General features: G+C 69.7%; 9 protein-coding genes. 7 read left to right on the top strand and 2 right to left on the bottom strand.

Annotation, left to right across the window (positions count from 1 at the left end):
* Window positions 1-146 precede the first annotated feature (146 nt).
* The gene (locus JDV09_RS22730; protein ID WP_221371401.1) at window positions 147-1,403 is read right to left on the bottom strand and encodes an MFS transporter; all 1,257 of its coding nucleotides are present in this window, start codon (window positions 1,401-1,403) and stop codon (window positions 147-149) included.
* A gap of 239 nt (window positions 1,404-1,642) precedes the next feature.
* Here JDV09_RS22730 and JDV09_RS22725 point away from each other — a divergent pair, with 239 nt between their 5' ends.
* The 4 genes from JDV09_RS22725 to JDV09_RS22710 all read left to right on the top strand — a co-directional run bounded on the left by JDV09_RS22725 (window position 1,643) and on the right by JDV09_RS22710 (window position 14,092).
* Window positions 1,643-2,374: a DUF1906 domain-containing protein gene (locus tag JDV09_RS22725; protein WP_255605865.1), complete on the top strand. Its 732-nt coding sequence runs from the start codon at window positions 1,643-1,645 to the stop codon at window positions 2,372-2,374.
* 551 nt (window positions 2,375-2,925) lie between these two features.
* Window positions 2,926-12,216 carry a polyketide synthase gene (locus tag JDV09_RS22720; RefSeq protein ID WP_308124213.1) on the top strand — a complete coding sequence of 3,097 codons (9,291 nt, stop codon included), beginning with the start codon at window positions 2,926-2,928 and terminating at the stop codon, window positions 12,214-12,216.
* A gap of 22 nt (window positions 12,217-12,238) precedes the next feature.
* Window positions 12,239-12,631 carry a holo-ACP synthase AcpS gene (gene acpS / locus JDV09_RS22715; RefSeq protein WP_221371399.1) on the top strand — a complete coding sequence of 131 codons (393 nt, stop codon included), beginning with the start codon at window positions 12,239-12,241 and terminating at the stop codon, window positions 12,629-12,631.
* Window positions 12,632-12,733: 102 nt separating this feature from the next.
* On the top strand, window positions 12,734-14,092 hold the full coding sequence (locus JDV09_RS22710) for a dipeptidase (RefSeq protein ID WP_221371398.1): 1,359 nt from the start codon (window positions 12,734-12,736) through the stop codon (window positions 14,090-14,092).
* On the opposite strand, the gene bcp is transcribed toward JDV09_RS22710, so the two are convergent.
* Entirely contained in the window at window positions 14,069-14,542 is a 474-nt protein-coding gene (bcp, locus tag JDV09_RS22705; RefSeq protein WP_221371397.1) for a thioredoxin-dependent thiol peroxidase, read from the bottom strand. The two genes, JDV09_RS22710 and bcp, sit on opposite strands and share 24 nt — an antisense overlap.
* 193 nt (window positions 14,543-14,735) lie before the next feature.
* Here bcp and JDV09_RS22700 point away from each other — a divergent pair, with 193 nt between their 5' ends.
* The 3 genes from JDV09_RS22700 (at window position 14,736) to arcD (ending at window position 17,533) form a co-directional block, all read left to right on the top strand.
* Window positions 14,736-14,963, top strand: a complete 228-nt coding sequence (locus JDV09_RS22700) for a DUF3618 domain-containing protein (RefSeq protein WP_221371396.1) — start codon at window positions 14,736-14,738, stop codon at window positions 14,961-14,963.
* A 531-nt stretch (window positions 14,964-15,494) separates the two neighbouring features.
* Window positions 15,495-15,893, top strand: coding sequence for a hypothetical protein (locus JDV09_RS22695; RefSeq protein ID WP_221371395.1), 399 nt, complete (start codon window positions 15,495-15,497; stop codon window positions 15,891-15,893).
* Between the two features lie 152 nt (window positions 15,894-16,045).
* Window positions 16,046-17,533, top strand: a complete 1,488-nt coding sequence (gene arcD, locus JDV09_RS22690) for an arginine-ornithine antiporter (RefSeq protein WP_221371394.1) — start codon at window positions 16,046-16,048, stop codon at window positions 17,531-17,533.
* Window position 17,534 lies beyond the last annotated feature (1 nt).

Raw genomic sequence — 17,534 nt, 5'->3', positions numbered from 1 at the left:
AGGTCACATAGAGTGCCGTTGCGAGGGTGTCCAGATCGGTGTCCACAAGGGCCTCCCGGCTCGAGTTGGGTTAGCAACACCGAGTCTGGGCACCCTCCATCTCAAATCACACGCGCCACACCAGTCACACTCTTGGAATCACTCATCTAGCGCTCGATCCCCTCCAACAGGATCCGGTCGTCCTGCTGGGCGAGCAGCCGCCGCGCCTTGCGCCGCGTCACCAGAATGCCGACGACGGCCACCGCCCAGATCAGGTACTGCAGCGTCCAGGCGATCCGGAACGAGGCGAAGGACATTCCGCCCGCCGCTTCGAGGATCAGCCCCATCGTCTGCATCAGCAGCAGCGACGCGATGAACCCGCCCATGTTGACCATGCCCTGCGCGGTGCCCAGCGTCGCGCTCGGGTTGAAGGTCCGGGCGAAGTCGAAGCCGACCATCGAGCCCGGCCCGCCGACCGAGATCACGATGACCAGGACGGTGAGCAGCCACAACGGGGCCCGGACCGGCAGGGCCAGCACCACCGTCCAGGCCAGGCAGTTGGACGCGATGATGGCGAGCACCAACCGCGACCGACGGTGTGGGTGCCGGCCGGTGAACACCCCGATCAGCACACCGGCCGAGATCGCCGCGACGACCGACACCGTCAGCAGGGCACCCGCCACGGTGGCCGGCTGGCCCTGGGCGACCGTCAGATAGGGCACGCCCCACATCAGCGCGAACACCGTGACCGAGAACTGGGTGCCCATGTGGGTGAAGAACCCCAGCCGCGTTCCCGGGCGCAGCCACACCGTCTTGACGCCGGCCAACGTCTCGCGGACCGACACCGAGTCGCCGCGATCTCGGCCGCCGTCGGGGGTGTTCTTGACGATCAGCAGGACGAGCACGATAGTGATCACGCCCACCGCCGCCACCGACAGGTAGGCGGTGGTCCAGCCGGCCGCGGACAACAGCGCGAGGAAGGGCAGCGCGGAGAGCACCTGGCCCAACTGGCCGCAGATGCCGGTCAGCTGTGTCACCAGCGGGACCTGGCGCGGCGTGAACCAGTACGGGACCAGGCGCAGCACCGAGATGAACGTCACGGCGTCGCCGAGACCGACCACCGCGCGCGCCCCGATGGCCGTGGGCAGGGAGTCGGTGAAGGCCAGCACGAGTTGGCCGGAGGCCATCAATGCCGCTCCCGAGACGATCAGGGCCCTCGAGCCGAACCGGTCGAGCAACAGCCCGGCGGGAATCTGCGCGCCGGCGTAGACCACGACCTGCAGGACGACGAACGTCGACAGCAGGCCGGGGCCGGTGCTGAAGCGGTCGGCGGCGTCGAGCCCCGAAACACCCAGCGTGGTCCGGTCCAACACGGCCACGATGTAGGCGAGAAGTCCGGTCGCCCAGACGATCCAGGGACGCACGACGAACCTCTTCCACACTCCGCGTTATTTGTCTTAATGTCCTGTAGGCATCGAAGGTGTCCCCATCCTCCCGTACGACGGGCGTTGCGCGCCAACCGGCCGGAGCGGCGGTCCGGACGTAGCGCCACGCCCCGGGGTCTGGTGGTGGCCACCGAGGCTTCTGAATAGTCTTGATGCGGTTGTGACCGGTGGCGCTGGCGTGAGCCATGGTGCATTGTCGTACCCTGTGGTATGTGTCGATGTCCCGGCGCGATGTGTTCAAGTGCGCCGCCGTGGCCGCCCCTGCCGTCCTCGGCCTGAGCGCGGTCGCCACGGCGGTGGGTTCGGCCGTGGGCCCGCCGGTGGCCGGGGCGGCTCCGCTGGGCGTCCTGCTGGACTACGCGGCCGGGGTGATCAACGCCGCCGACCTGCGCGCTTCGGGTGCGATCGGGGCCATCCGCTACGTATCGGACCGCCGGCCGGGCGGTGACTGGATGCTCGGCAAGCCGATCCAGCTGCCCGAGGCCCGCGACCTGTATCGGAGCGGGCTGAAGATCGTGTCCTGCTACCAGTACGGCAAGCAGGACACCGCCGACTGGCTGGCCGGCGAACAGGCCGGAATCCAGCACGCCAAGCGCGGGTGGCAGCTCCATGTCGCTGCAGGCGGTTCCCACGGTGCGCCGATTTACGCCTCGATCGACGACGACCCCGGTTTCGACCAGTACAAACGCCAGGTGGCGCCCTATCTGCGCGGCTGGGAACGGGTTTTGGGCCATCAGCGTGTCGGCGTGTACGCCAACTCCAAGACCATCGAGTGGGCGCTGCAGGACGGGCTCGGCTCCTACTTCTGGCAGCACAACTGGGGATCGCCGGGGCGCGTCGCGCATCCGGCCGCGCATTTGCACCAGGCGGAGATCGACAAGCAGAAGGTGGCCGGCGTCGGCGTCGACATCAACCACATTCTCAAGCCGCGGTTCGGGCAATGGGACTGAGACTTACCCGTCAGTAGGGTTTTCAGCAAACTCCTTTACGGTGTGGCCCCGGCCGACTGGACATTCTCACGTGGATTGTCGACTCGACGGCTGTCGACGACCTGGATTGCGCGAACGCGGATTTTCAGATAACGATTTGATAACAGAACTGCTGTGATCTGCACTTCTTGTCCTACTCGACCGTAACCACCTGCATGCAGGACATTTGTCCCGTGAGCCGTCGCACGGTTCGGAACCGCGCGTTACGGAACTTTCTGTTACCCATGCGTAGAACTCGCCAGTAACCATTTGGCGCGCAAAAATGGGCCAGTCTCTTATGACACCCTTACAACGGCTGGAGGTGTCCGCCGCGGTGTGGGACGACCGGACTTGCGATCTGGGAGTCCGGACACCACGGCACGCGGAACACGCCGGCCGGATTCGACGCCGAATCGCAGTGGCCCCGTAAGGAGTGCAGGGCAGCCCACCACGATCACCCCCTGCCCAGCCCCGAGACGACCGTGACAGAGCGATTGCAGCCGCGATTGCAGTACCGAGGGAGAACAGACGACGTGACGATCAACGACCAGCACCGTGCGGCAACCGGCTCCGGCGACGGCTCCCAGGAGCGGGCCGGCTACGAGGCCCTGACGGGTACGCACGCCCTCGTCGATCGGCTGCATGCCGGAGAGCCCTATGCGGTCGCATTCGGCGGGCAGGGCGGTCCCTGGCTGGAGAATCTCGAGGAACTGGTCAACTCGGCCGGCATCGAGTCCGAGATCACCGCCCTGGTCGGCGAGGCCGAGCTGCTGCTGGAGCCGCTCGCCCGTGAGCTGGTCGTGGTGCGCCCGATCGGCTTCGAGCCGATGAAGTGGATCCGCGCCCTGGCCGCCGACGAACCGCTGCCCTCGACCAAGGACCTCACCACCGCGGCCATCTCGGGCCCCGGCATCCTGCTCACCCAGATGGCGGCGATCCGGGCGCTGCAGCGTCAGGGGCTCGATCTGGCCGGCCATCCGCCGGTCGCCATCGCCGGGCACTCCCAGGGCGTCACCGCGGTGGAGGCTCTGAAGGCCGGCGGTGCCCGTGACGTCGAGCTGCTCGCGATCGGTCAGCTCATCGGCGCCGCGGGATCGCTGGTCTCGCGCCGGTGCGGCATGGTCGGCCGGGGCGACAAGTCGCCGATGGTGTCGGTGACCAACGTCGACCCTGCCCGCGTGGCCGAACTGCTCGACGATTTCGCCCAGGATGTTCGCACCGTGCTGCCGCCGGCGCTGTCGATCCGCAACGGCAGGCGATCGGTGGTCATCACCGGAACACCGGAGCAGCTGTCCCGGTTCGAGCTCTACTGCGAGAAGATCACCGAGAAGGAAGAGGCCGAGCGCAAGAACAAGACGCGCGGCGGCGCCGTCTTCCAGCCGGTGTTCAGTCAGGTGCAGGTCGAGGTCGGGTTCCACACCCCACGGCTGGCCGCCGGTGTGGACCTCGTCGACGAATGGGCGGCGCGCACCGGCCTGGACGCGACGCTGACCCGCGAGCTCGCCGAGTACATCTTCGTCAAGCCGGTCGACTGGGTCTCCGAGGTCGAAGAGCTCGCCGCCGCGGGCGCCAACTGGATCATCGACCTGGGCCCCAGCGACACGGTGACCCGGCTGACCGCGCCGATCATCCGCGGGCTCGGCGTCGGCATCGTGCCGGCCGCCACCCGCGCGGGACAGCGCGGCCTGTTCACCGTCGGCGCCGCCCCCGAGGTCGCGCCGGCCTGGTCGAGCTATGCGCCGACCCCGGTGACCCTGCCCGACGGCTCGGTCAAGGTGTCGACCAAGTTCACCCGGCTCACCGGCCGCTCGCCGATCCTGCTGGCAGGCATGACGCCCACCACGGTCGACGCCAAGATCGTCGCCGCCGCGGCCAACGCAGGCCACTGGGCCGAGCTGGCCGGCGGTGGCCAGGTCACCGAGGAGGTCTTCGACGCCCGCATCGAAGAGCTGGGGATGCTCCTGGAGCCGGGCCGCGCGATCCAGTTCAACTCGCTGTTCCTCGACCCCTACCTGTGGAAGCTGCAGGTCGGCGGCAAGCGGCTGGTGCAGCGGGCCCGCCAGTCCGGAGCCCCGATCGACGGCGTCGTCGTCACCGCCGGCATCCCCGACCTCGAAGAGGCCGTGGATCTGATCGAAGAGCTCAACGGCGTGGGCATCAGCAACGTGGTGTTCAAGCCCGGCACCGTCGACCAGATCAAGTCGGTCATCAAGATCGCGACCGAGGCGCCCGGCAAGGACGTCATCGTGCACGTCGAGGGTGGCCGCGCCGGCGGGCACCACTCCTGGGAGGACCTCGACGACCTGCTGCTGACGACCTACGGGGAGCTGCGCAAGTACCGCAACATCACCGTCTGCGTCGGCGGCGGCATCGGCACCCCGGAGCGGGCGGCCGACTACCTGTCCGGCGAGTGGGCCACGGCCTACGGGTTCCCCGCCATGCCGGTCGACGGCATCCTGGTCGGCACCGCCGCGATGGCCACGCTGGAGGCCACCACCTCGCCGGCGGTCAAGCAGATGCTGGTCGAAACCGGCGGAACCGACACCTGGGTGGGTGCCGGCAAGGCGATCAACGGCATGGCCAGCGGTCGCAGCCAGCTGGGCGCCGACATCCACGAGATCGACAACACCGCGTCGCGCTGCGGCCGGCTGCTCGACGAGGTCGCCGGCGATGCCGATGCGGTCGCCGAGCGCCGCGACGAGATCATCGCCGCGATGGCCGACACCGCCAAGCCCTACTTCGGCGACGTCGGTGACATGACCTACCTGCAGTGGCTGCGGCGCTACGTCGAGCTGGCCATCGGAGACGGCGACTCCACCGCCGACACCGCCCATCCCGGCAGCCCCTGGCTCGCCGACACCTGGCGGGACCGCTTCGAGGAGATGCTCAACCGCGCCGAGGCCCGGCTGCACGCCGAGGACTTCGGTTCGATCGACACCCTGTTCGACGCGAGCCCCGAGGGCCAGGCGCTGCTCGACGATCCGGACAGCGCGATCGCCGCGCTGGTGGCGCGCTACCCCGACGCCGACACCGTCCGGCTGCATCCCGCCGACGTGCCGTTCTTCGTGACGCTGTGCAAGAAGCCGGGCAAGCCGGTCAACTTCGTCCCCGTCGTCGACAAGGACGTCCGCCGCTGGTGGCGCAGCGACTCGCTGTGGCAGGCTCACGACGCGCGCTACAGCGCCGATCAGGTCTGCATCATCCCCGGCACGCAGGCTGTCGCGGGCATCACCCGGGTGGACGAGCCGGTCGGCGAGCTGCTGGACCGCTTCGAGCAGGAGATCATCGACCGGGTGCTCGCCGACGGCGCGCAGCCGGTCGCGGTGGTGTCGCGCCGCCAGGCCCGCGCCGACGTCTCCGGCCCGCTGGCCGTGGTGCTCGACTCGCCCGACGTGCTGTGGGCCGGGCGCACCTCGATCAACCCCGTGCACCGCATCGGTGAGCCGGGCGAGTGGCAGGTCAACGACGTGCCGGGCAAGCCCAGCGCCACGCACCCGAACACCGGGGCCCGGCTCGAGCAGAGCGTGGACGGCGCCGGAAACATCTCGGTCACGCTGAGCGTCCCGCTGTCCGACATCTGGATCGACATCCGCTTCACGCTGCCGTCGGCCACCGTCGACGGCGGCATGCCGATCGTCACCGTCGAGGACGCCTCGACGGCGATGCGGGCCGTGCTGGCCATCGCCGCCGGCGTCGACGGCCCCGACGCGCTGCCGTCGGTCGCCGACGACACCGCGACGGTCGCCGTCGAATGGGACCCGGAGAAGGTGGCCGACCACACCGGTGTCACCGCCACCTTCGGCGCCCCGCTGGCCCCCGGCCTGACGCTGGTGCCCGATGCCCTCGTCGGGCTGTGCTGGCCTGCGGTGTTCGCCGCCATCGGCTCGGCGCTCACCGACGACGGCTTCCCGGTCGTCGAGGGGCTGCTGTCGCTGGTCCACCTCGACCACGCGGCCCACCTGCTGGCCGACATGCCCGACGGGCGGGCCGCCCTGACCGTCACCGCGACCGCGTCGGCGGCCACCGACACCGAGTACGGCCGGGTGGTGCCGGTCAACGTGACCATCCGGGAGGACGGCGAGGGAGCGGTCCTGGCCACGCTGGAGGAGCGTTTCGCGATCCGCGGCCGCACCGGTCCCGCCGACCTGCCCGACCCGGTCCGGGCCGGCGGAGCGATCACCGACAACGCCACCGACACCCCGCGCCGGCGCCGGCGCGACGTGGTGGTCAACGCGCCGGTTGACATGAGCGCGTTCGCGGTCGTCTCCGGCGACCACAACCCGATCCACACCGATCGTGCGGCCGCGCTGCTGGCCGGGCTGAAGCAGCCCATCGTGCACGGCATGTGGCTGTCGGCGGCGGCGCAGCACGCCGTCACCGCGACCGACGGCCGCGCCACCCCGCCGGCCCGCCTGGTCGGCTGGACCTCCCGGTTCCTCGGGATGGTGCTGCCCGGCGACGAGATCGAGTTCCGGGTCGACCGCGTCGGCATCGACCGCGGTGCGGAGATCGTCGAGGTGGCTGCGAAGGTCGGCGGTGAGCTGGTGATGTCGGCGACCGCGCAGCTGGCCGCGCCCAAGACCGTCTACGCGTTCCCCGGCCAGGGCATCCAGTCCAAGGGCATGGGGATGGACGTGCGGGCCCGGTCCAAGGCCGCCCGCAAGGTGTGGGACTCGGCGGACAAGTTCACCCGCGAGACCCTCGGTTTCTCGGTGCTGCACGTGGTGCGCGACAACCCGACCAGCCTGATCGCCTCCGGTGTGCACTACCACCACCCCGAAGGCGTGCTGTACCTGACGCAGTTCACCCAGGTCGCGATGGCGACGGTGGCGGCCGCCCAGGTCGCCGAGATGCGCGAGCAGGGCGCGTTCGTCGAGGGCGCCATCGCCTGCGGGCACTCGGTGGGTGAGTACACCGCGCTGGCCTGCGTGTCGGGCGTCTATGAGCTCGAGGCGCTGCTGGAGGTGGTGTTCCACCGCGGCTCGAAGATGCACGACATCGTGCCCCGCGACGCGGCGGGCCGGTCCAACTACCGGCTGGCCGCCATCCGGCCCTCGCAGATCGATCTCGACGATGCCGACGTCAAGGCGTTCGTCGCGGACATCGCGGCGGAGACCGGCGAATTCCTGGAGATCGTGAACTTCAACCTGCGCGGCTCGCAGTATGCGATCGCCGGCACGGTCCGGGGTCTGGAAGCACTCGAGGAAGAGGTCGAGCGGCGCCGTGAGATCTCCGGCGGGAAGCGCTCGTTCATCCTGGTGCCGGGCATCGACGTGCCGTTCCACTCGTCGGTGCTGCGGGTCGGGGTGGCCGACTTCCGTCGCGCGCTCGAGCGCGTCATGCCGCGCGGCCAGGACCCCGAGCTGCTGATCGGGCGCTACATCCCCAACCTGGTGCCGCGGCCGTTCACGCTGGACCGCGACTTCATCCAGGAGATCCGCGACCTGGTCCCGGCCGAGCCGCTGGACGAGATTCTCGCCGACTACGACACCTGGCGTAACGAGCGGCCGGCCGACCTGTGCCGCAAGGTCGTGATCGAGTTGCTGGCCTGGCAGTTCGCCAGCCCGGTGCGCTGGATCGAGACGCAGGACCTGCTGTTCATCGAGGAGGCCGCGGGCGGCCTCGGCGTCGAGCGGTTCGTCGAGATCGGCGTGAAGAACGCGCCGACCGTCGCGGGCCTGGCCACCAACACGCTCAAGCTGCCGGAGTACTCGCACAACACCACCGAGGTGCTCAACGCCGAGCGTGACGCCGCGGTGCTGTTCGCCACCGACACCGACCCGGAGCCCGACTTCGAGGAGTCGGCGCCGGAGCCGGCGGAGGCCTCCAGCGGCCCGGCCCCGGCCGAGGTTGTTGCGGCGGCCCCCGCCGCCCCCGCACCGGTCGCCGCCCCCAGCGGCGGGCCCCGTCCGGACGACTTGGGCTTCGACGCCGCGGACGCGACGACGGCGCTGATCGCGCTGTCGGCCAAGATCCGCATCGACCAGATCGAGGCGCTGGACTCCATCGAGTCCATCACCGACGGTGCGTCGTCCCGGCGCAACCAGATGCTGGTCGACCTCGGTTCGGAGCTGAACCTGGGCGCCATCGACGGGGCCGCGGAGGCCGACCTGGCCGGGCTGAAGGGCCAGGTGACCAAGCTGGCCCGCACCTACAAGCCGTTCGGTCCGGTGCTGTCGGACGCGATCAACGACCAGCTGCGTACGGTCCTCGGGCCGTCCGGCAAGCGCCCCGCCTACATCGCCGAACGGGTCAAGAAGACCTGGGAACTCGGTGACGGCTGGGGCAAGCACGCCACCGTCGAGGTGGCGCTGGGCACCCGCGAGGGTTCCAGCGTGCGTGGCGGTGCGCTGGGCGGCCTGCACGACGGGGCGCTGGCCGACACCGCCGCGGTCGACAAGGCGATCGACGCGGCCGTCGCGGCCGTGGCGGCACGCCGCGGGGTCGCGGTGTCGCTGCCGTCGGCCGGCGGTGCCGGGGGTGGGGTCGTCGACTCCGCCGCGCTGGGCGAGTTCGCCGAGAAGGTGACCGGCCCGGACGGTGTGCTGGCCTCGGCGGCCCGCACGATCCTCGACGAGCTGGGCCTGGGCGCGGCGTTCACGACACCCGACGAGTCGGCCGATGCCGAGCTGATCGATCTGGTCACCGCCGAGCTCGGGTCCGACTGGCCCCGGCTGGTGGCCCCGGCGTTCGACGCCCGCAAGGCGGTGCTGTTCGACGACCGCTGGGCCAGCGCCCGTGAGGACCTGGTCCGGATCTGGCTGATGGATGAGGGCGACATCGACGCCGACTGGCCCCGCCTGTCGGAGCGGTTCGAAGGTGCCGGCCATGTGGTGGGCACCCAGGCCACCTATTGGCAGGGCAGGGCGCTGGCGGCGGGCCGCAACATCCACGCCTCGCTCTACGCCCGTGCCGCCGCGGGTGCGGAGAACCCGGGCAAGGGCCGCTACAGCGACGAGGTCGCCGTGGTCACCGGCGCGTCGAAGGGCTCCATCGCGGCGTCGGTGGTGGCTCAGCTGCTGGAGGGCGGCGCGACCGTCGTCGCCACCACGTCCAGGCTCGACGACAGCAGGCTGGCGTTCTATCGCGGCCTATACCGTGACAACGCGCGCTTCGGCGCGCAGCTGTGGGTGCTGCCGGCGAACATGGCTTCCTACAACGACATCGACGCGCTCGCCGAGTGGGTCGGCACCGAACAGACCGAGAGCCTCGGGCCGAAGTCGATCCACATCAAGGACGCGATGACGCCGACGCTGCTGTTCCCGTTCGCGGCTCCGCGGGTGGGCGGCGATCTGTCCGACGCGGGTTCGCGCTCCGAGATGGAGATGAAGGTTCTGCTGTGGGCCGTGCAGCGGCTCATCGCCGGGCTGTCGCACATCGGTGCGGACCGCGACATCGCGGCGCGGCTGCACGTGGTGCTGCCCGGTTCCCCGAACCGCGGCATGTTCGGCGGCGACGGCGCCTACGGCGAGTCCAAGTCCGCGCTGGACGCGGTGGTCGCGCGGTGGAAGGCCGAGACGTCCTGGGCGCAGCGGGTCAGCCTGGCCCACGCCCTGATCGGCTGGACCCGCGGAACCGGGCTGATGGGCCACAACGACGTCATCGTCGACGCGGTCGAGGAAGCCGGTGTCACCACCTACTCAACCGAACAGATGGCGGCGATGCTGCTGGATCTGTGCGGCGTGGAGACCAAGGTCGCCGCCGCCCGCGAACCGGTGCAGGCCGACCTGACCGGTGGGCTGGCCGAGGCCGAGCTGGATCTCTCGGAGCTGGCCGCCAAGGCCCGTGAGGATGCCGCCGCCGCCCCGGCCGACGAGGCCGAGGAGGAGCAGGCCGACGGTCACCTGATCGCCGCGCTGCCGTCCCCGCCGCGGCCGGCCACCCCGGCGCCGCCGCCGGAGTGGGCCGACCTCGACGTCGATCCGGCCGACCTGGTCGTCATCGTCGGCGGCGCCGAGCTGGGTCCGTACGGTTCGTCGCGCACCCGTTTCGAGATGGAGGTCGACAACGAGCTGTCGGCCGCCGGCGTGCTGGAGCTGGCGTGGACGACCGGCCTGATCACCTGGGAGGACGATCCCCAACCCGGTTGGTATGACGTCGAATCCGGCGATCTGGTCGACGAGTCGGAACTGGTCGAGCGCTACCACGACGCCGTCGTGGAACGCTGCGGCATTCGCGAGTTCGTCGACGACGGCGCGATCGACCCCGATCACGCGTCGCCGCTGCTGGTCAGCGTGTTCCTGGACAAGGACTTCCGCTTCGTGGTCTCCAGCGAGGCCGACGCGCGGGCGTTCGTGCAGTTCGATCCGGAGCACACCCTGGCCCGGCCGGTCCCGGGGTCCGGTGACTGGGAGGTGATCCGCAAGGCGGGCACCGAGATCCGGGTTCCGCGCAAGACCAAGCTCTCGCGCACCGTCGGTGCCCAGATCCCGACCGGGTTCGATCCGACCGTGTGGGGCATCACCCCGGACATGGCCAACTCGATCGACCGGGTGGCGTTGTGGAACATCGTCGCCACCGTCGACGCGTTCCTGTCCTCCGGGTTCACCCCGACCGAGCTGATGCGCTGGGTGCACCCCAGCCTGGTGGCTTCCACGCAGGGCACCGGCATGGGCGGCATGACCTCGATGCAGACGATGTACCACGGCAACCTGCTGGGCCGGGCCAAGCCGAACGACATCCTGCAGGAGGTGCTGCCCAACGTCGTCGCGGCGCACGTGATGCAGTCCTACGTCGGCGGTTACGGCGCGATGGTGCACCCGGTGGGTGCCTGCGCCACCGCGGCGGTGTCGGTGGAGGAAGGTGTCGACAAGATCCGCCTCGGCAAGGCCGAGCTGGTGGTGGCCGGCGGTTTCGACGACCTGACGCTGGAGGCCGTCATCGGCTTCGGCGACATGGCGGCGACCGCCGACACCGAGATCATGCGCGGCAAGGGGATCAGCGACTCGAAGTTCTCCCGGGCCAACGACCGGCGCCGACTGGGCTTCCTGGAGGCCGAGGGCGGCGGCACCATCCTGCTGGCCCGCGGTGACCTGGCGTTGCGGATGGGTCTGCCGGTGCTGGCGGTGGTCGGCTACGCACAGTCGTTCGCCGACGGCGTGCACACCTCGATCCCGGCTCCGGGCCTGGGCGCGCTGGGCGCCGGCCGCGGCGGCAGGGGCTCGGTGCTGGCGCGCTCGCTGGCCAAGCTGGGGGTGGGTGCCGACGACATCGCGGTGATCTCCAAGCACGACACCTCGACGCTGGCCAACGACCCCAACGAGACCGAACTGCATGAGCGGCTCGCGGACTCGCTGGGCCGGTCGGAGGGTGCACCGCTGTTCGTCATCAGTCAGAAGACGCTGACCGGGCACGCCAAGGGCGGCGCGGCGGTCTTCCAGATGATGGGGCTGTGCCAGGTCCTGCGCGACGGGGTCATCCCGCCGAACCGCAGCCTGGACTGCGTCGACGACGAACTGGCCACCTCGGGGCACTTCGTGTGGCCGCGCGAGACGCTGCGGCTGGGGGAGAAGTACCCGCTCAAGGCGGGCCTGGTCACCAGCCTCGGCTTCGGTCACGTGTCCGGTCTGATCGCGCTGGTGCATCCGCAGGCGTTCCTGGCGACCCTGGATCCGCAGCAGCGGGCGGAATACTCCGCCCAGGCGCAGGAGCGGACCCTGGCCGGGCAGCGCCGCCTTGCGTCGGCGATCGCCGGCGGGCGGCCGATGTACGAGCGTCCCGCCGACCGGCGCTTCGACCACGAGCATTCGGAGAAGGCCCAGGAAGCGGCGATGCTGCTGGACACGGAGTCGAGGCTGGACCAGGACGGCGTGTATCGCAGGTGAACCGTGAGATAGCGTGCTGCCCGTGGGCATCGTCGGGATAGGCATCGATCTCGTCTCCATACCGGAATTCGCCGAGCAGGTGGACCGTCCCGGCACGGTGTTCGCCGAGACCTTCACCCCCGGCGAGCGGCGCGACGCCGCCGACAAGAGCTCGTCGGCGGCGCGCCATCTGGCGGCGCGGTGGGCGGCCAAGGAGGCGGTGATCAAGGCCTGGTCGGTGTCGCGCTTCTCCAAGCGGCCGGTGCTGCCCGAGGGGATCCACCGCGACATCGAGGTCGTCACCGACATGTGGGGACGGCCCCGGGTGCGGCTGTCGGGAGCGATCGCCGAGCACCTCAAAGAGGTGACGATCCACCTGTCGCTGACCCACGAGGCCGACACCGCGGCCGCCGTCGCCGTCCTCGAGGAGCGCTGAGCTTTCCGTGCCGCGTGCCGCGCGCGTCAGCACACCGACACTCCGTGTCCGGCGTGCAACAGCGCGCGCTCGCCGGGTGCGCGAGCTACTAGCCTGACAACCATGAGCGATCTGGTCGCCAAGGTCCGCGACGTCCTGCCATCGGTGCGCGCCGACCTCGAGGATCTGGTGCGCATCCAATCGGTGTGGGCCGACCCGGCCCGGCGTCCCGAGGTGCAGCGCAGCGCCGAGGCAGTATCGAAGCTGTTGTCCGAGGCCGGATTCGGCGACGTGCGCATCGTCTCCGAGGGTGGCGCCCCGGCCGTCATCGCACACCATCCCGCGCCGCCCGGCGCGCCGACGGTGCTGTTGTACGCCCACCACGACGTGCAGCCGGAGGGCGACCCCGCGCAGTGGGACTCGGCGCCGTTCGAGCCGACCGAGCGCGACGGCCGGCTCTTCGGGCGCGGCTCGGCCGACGACAAGGCGGGTATCGCAACGCATCTGGCGGCGTTCCGGGCCCACGGCGGGGCGCCGCCGGTCGGGGTGACGGTGTTCGTCGAGGGTGAGGAGGAGTCGGGCTCGCCGTCGCTGAAGCGGTTGCTCGCGGCGCACCGCGACGCGCTGGCTGCCGACGTGATCGTCATCGCGGACTCGGACAACTGGAGCGCCGAGATCCCTTCGCTGACGGTGTCTTTGCGTGGACTCGCCGACTGCGTGGTCGAGGTGGCCACGCTGGACCACGGCCTGCATTCGGGGATGTGGGGCGGGGTGGTGCCCGACGCGCTGTCGGCGCTGGTCCGACTGTTGGCCGGCCTGCACGACGACGACGGAAACGTCGCGGTCGAGGGACTGCACGAGTCAGACGTGGCCGGCCGGGACTTTCCCGAGTACACCCCGGCGCGGGTGCGGTCGGACACCGGACTGCTCGACGGGGTCGGCCAGATCGGTTCCGGCTCGGTGGCGCAGCGGCTGTGGGCGAAACCGGCGATCACGGTGATCGGTATCGACACCACCCCGATCGCGCAGGCCTCGAACACGCTGATCCCGCGGGCACGGGCCAAGGTCAGCATGCGGGTGGCGCCCGGCGGGGACGCGGCCACACATCTGGCGGCGCTGACCCGCCACCTCGAGTCGCACGCGCCGTGGGGGGCGCACGTGACGGTGACGCCGGGCGACATCGGTGAGCCGTACGCGATCGACGCCACCGGACCGGTCTACGACCAGGTGCGTGCGGTGTTCCGCCAGGCGTGGGGCCACGATGCGGTCGACGCCGGGGTCGGGGGCTCCATCCCGTTCATCGCCGAGTTCGCCGCCGCGTTCCCCGAGGCCGAGATCCTGGTCACCGGCGTCGAGGATCCGGACACCCAGGCACACAGCATCAACGAGAGCCTCGACCTCGGGGTGCTCGAGCGGGCGGCGACGGCCGAGGCGCTGCTGCTGGCCAGCCTCGGCGGGTCAGACGGAGAGGTCGCGCCGTAGCTTGGCGACGTGTCCGGTCGCACGGATGTTGTACTGGGCCACCTCGATCTTGCCCTTCTCGTCGACAACGAACGTCGAGCGGATGACGCCCTGCACGGTCTTGCCGTACATGGTCTTCTCACCGAAGGCGCCCCACGCCTGCAGGACCTTGCGGTCGGGGTCGGACAGCAGCGGGAAGGTCAGTTTCTCCTTGTCGCGGAACCTGGCGAGCTTCTCCGGCTTGTCGGGCGAGATGCCGACCACGTCGAGGCCCGCCTCGTTGAGCTCGCCGAGGTTGTCGCGGAAGTCGCAGGCCTCCTTCGTGCAGCCCGGGGTGGAGGCCGCCGGATAGAAGTACACGATGACCTTGCGGCCCTTGTAGTCCGAGAGCTTGACGGTGTTGCCGTCGGCGTCGGCCAGGCTGAACGCGGGAGCTGTGTCGCCGACCTCGAGTCGGGGAGTCTGCGGCATCGGTGGATTTCCCTCCAGTGGTCCCGATGGATCCGGATTGGTTCGGTAGACCGGGGCACCCGGGTGCGCGCCGGCTGATCTAGGGTAGTGCGGCAGGACCGCGGTGCAGAAGGACCTCGTGCCGGGCGTCGAGGGCATTGCGCGGATATCGCGACGATATGGCGAGGATATGGCGAGGATTTAGGAGGACTCAGTGGCGGACCGGGATCCCGACTCCATCAAGGCCGATATCGATCAGGCCCGAGACCAGTTGGCGGTCACCGTCGACTCGCTGGCGGCCCGGGCGAACCCCCACCGCATCGTCCACGACCTGAAGGTCAGTGTCGTCGCCTTCGTCAAGCGCCCGGCGGTGGCGGTCTCGCTGGCCGGCATCGGGGTGGTCGTCGTGGTGGTGACGGTGCGGCGGCTGCGTCAGCCCTGACCGCCGCGTCAGCGTCTCCGGCCGGAGCGAAACCACGCGGAGAAGGGGAATCCGGGGGGGTTTGCCACGCGGCCGATCCGGCTGCAGCTGTGCACGGCGATGGGCCGTTGGGAGGTGACGTCGATCGCCGAGTCGTCACTACCGGGGCCGGCCGAAACCGGATCTTCCGGGCCTGACATCAGCTAATTCCTCGATTCCCGGTCACTCTGTTCGCCCGCTGCGGACGTCGTTCCGCTCAGCTAAGCGGAACCATAGCATTTCTGCCCTCGTCTGCGCAGCGCAGAAAGCATTCAAGTGCTGTCATCTCGATCTGCGGTTACTGCCGGTGGCGGAATGTGACGTTGCTCGGCGGGCGGCGTCCGGTGCCTTCTAGCACATCACGGAGACGCGCTGTGGGAGAGGTGCCGGATTTTGCATGATCGTAAATAATCGCCGGAGGACGAATTCCGCCCGTGATTGCGGGCGGGGCCGGGAATCCGTCCGCGACGTCTTCTACGCTGACTGCGACCCCGACGAGCAAAGGAGGCGGGCATGGCGTGGTTCCTCGCCCTGCAGGGCCCGGCGCAGCCGAGCCATCAGGCATCGGTCTACGAACTTCAGGACCTGACCGACATCGACAAGCTCGCTCAGGAACTGGCGAGCGCGGCGACGATCGACCGGGTGGTGGCGATCCCGGCGATGCTGCCGCAGAACGCCCGCAACCGACAGAAAGTCACCCTCTACGTCCGGCCTGCCGCATGGGGGATGTGGACCTTCTACGAGCTCTCCGATGAGGACCGCCGCCAGCTGATCAAGGACAACCCGCTGGTGCAGGCGATCCAGCAGCGTCAGCGCGGGCAGGCCGGACAACCCGGGCAGGCCGGACAACCCGGGCAGGTCAATCCGCTTCTCGGCCAGCCCGGCGCAGGTGGCTTCGGCGCCCCCCGCTGACCTGCGTCGACCGGTTGGCAACCCGCGAACGCCGGCGAAGCCGGCCGAGAATCGCTTCGCGGGTCGATTTCGCGGACTGGGCGAGTCGTCCGCGTTGGCGCGAGTAACTTCCCTGTTGGTGATGTGGGTCACACGACGGTGGGGAGCAGGCCATGGCCAAGACCGATTCGCTGGCGCCGACCGAACAGCGCGCCGCGACGACGCCCGCGGGCCTGGGGTTGGCGGCGCTGACCGCGATCGTGGTCGGTTCCATGATCGGCAGCGGAATCTTCGCCCTGCCATCGCAGATGGCCGGCAGCGCGGCGCCCGGGCCGCTGCTGATCGGCTGGGGGATCACCGGCGTCGGCATGCTGACACTCGCGTTCGTCTTCCAGACGCTGGCGCGGCGCAAACCGCACGTCGACGGCGGCGTCTACGGCTACGCCAAAGCGGGATTCGGCAACTACATCGGGTTCACCTCGGCGTTCGGCTACTGGGCCTCGGCGTTCATGGGCAACGTCGCCTACCTCGTCCTGCTCTTCGCCACGCTGGACTACTTCGTCCCGGGCACCTTCACCGAGGGCACCACCGTGTCGGCGATCATCGGCGCCTCGGTTCTGCTGTGGGTGGTGCACTTCCTGATCCTGTCCGGTGTGCAGACGGCGGCGTTCATCAACGTGGTGGTGACCATCGCCAAGGTCGTACCGATTCTGACGTTCATCGGCGTGGCGATCGTCGGCTTCAAGGCCGGCCTGTTCACCGCGGACTTCTGGGGCCACACGACCCAGATCGACGGCGAACCACTGGGCACCACCATGCACCAGGTTCGCAACATGATGTTGATCACGGTCTGGGTGTTCATCGGCATCGAGGGTGCCGCGGTGTACTCCCAGCGCGCCAAGAGCCGCACGGACGTCGGCAAGGCCACCGTCGTCGGCTTCCTGGCCGTGCTGGCGCTGCTGCTGGCGGTGAACTTCCTGTCCTACGGCCTGATGGAGCAGGCGAAGATCGCCGGCCTGGCCGACCCGTCGATGGCGGGTCTGATGGAAGAGCAGGTCGGCAGCTGGGGTGCGGGATTCATCTCGCTCGGCCTGATCGTCTCCTTGCTCGGTGCGCTGCTGGCCTGGGTGCTGCTGTGCGCCGAGATTCTGCGGGTACCCGCTGAGGAAACCGTGATGCCGGAGGTGTTCGGCCGGGAGAATGCCCACGGTTCACCGGCCGCGGCGCTGTGGTTGACCAATGGCTGCGTCCAGGTGGTGCTCGTCCTGACCCTGTTCCTGCCGAGCACCTATACCGGCCTGGTGTACATGGCAACGTCGCTGATCCTGCTGCCCTACCTGTGGTCGGCGGCTTATCAGGTGCTGCTGGCCGTCCGCGGCGAGACCTACGGCAATGGCGAGGGCCGCACCAAGGATTTGATCATCGGCGGTATCGCGTTGATCTACGCGATCTGGCTGGTCTACGCCGGCGAGCTGAAGTATCTGCTGACCGCGGCGCTGTTCTACCTGATAGGCACCGTCTTGTTCGTCTGGGCCCGACGCGAGAAGGGCCAGCCCCTGTTCACGGCCGTGGAGTGGATCATCTTCGCCGCCGTCGCGGTTGCCGGCGTGATCGGGTTCTACGAGATTGTCAGTGGCGGTATCGAGGTCTTCAACGCCTGAC

It is taken from the genome of Mycolicibacterium xanthum (assembly GCF_019710635.1).
GTDB lineage: Bacteria > Actinomycetota > Actinomycetes > Mycobacteriales > Mycobacteriaceae > Mycobacterium > Mycobacterium xanthum.
Note: the sequence above shows the minus strand (reverse complement) of the source record. Positions and strands in the feature narration are given on the sequence as shown.

Coding starts and splice junctions, on each gene's coding strand:
- JDV09_RS22695 (WP_221371395.1), top strand. CDS start 15,495: ATGGCGTGGTTCCTCGCCCTGCAGGGCCCGGCGCAGCCGAGCCATCAG.
- bcp (WP_221371397.1), bottom strand. CDS start 14,542: ATGCCGCAGACTCCCCGACTCGAGGTCGGCGACACAGCTCCCGCGTTC.
- JDV09_RS22710 (WP_221371398.1), top strand. CDS start 12,734: ATGAGCGATCTGGTCGCCAAGGTCCGCGACGTCCTGCCATCGGTGCGC.
- arcD (WP_221371394.1), top strand. CDS start 16,046: ATGGCCAAGACCGATTCGCTGGCGCCGACCGAACAGCGCGCCGCGACG.
- JDV09_RS22725 (WP_255605865.1), top strand. CDS start 1,643: ATGTCCCGGCGCGATGTGTTCAAGTGCGCCGCCGTGGCCGCCCCTGCC.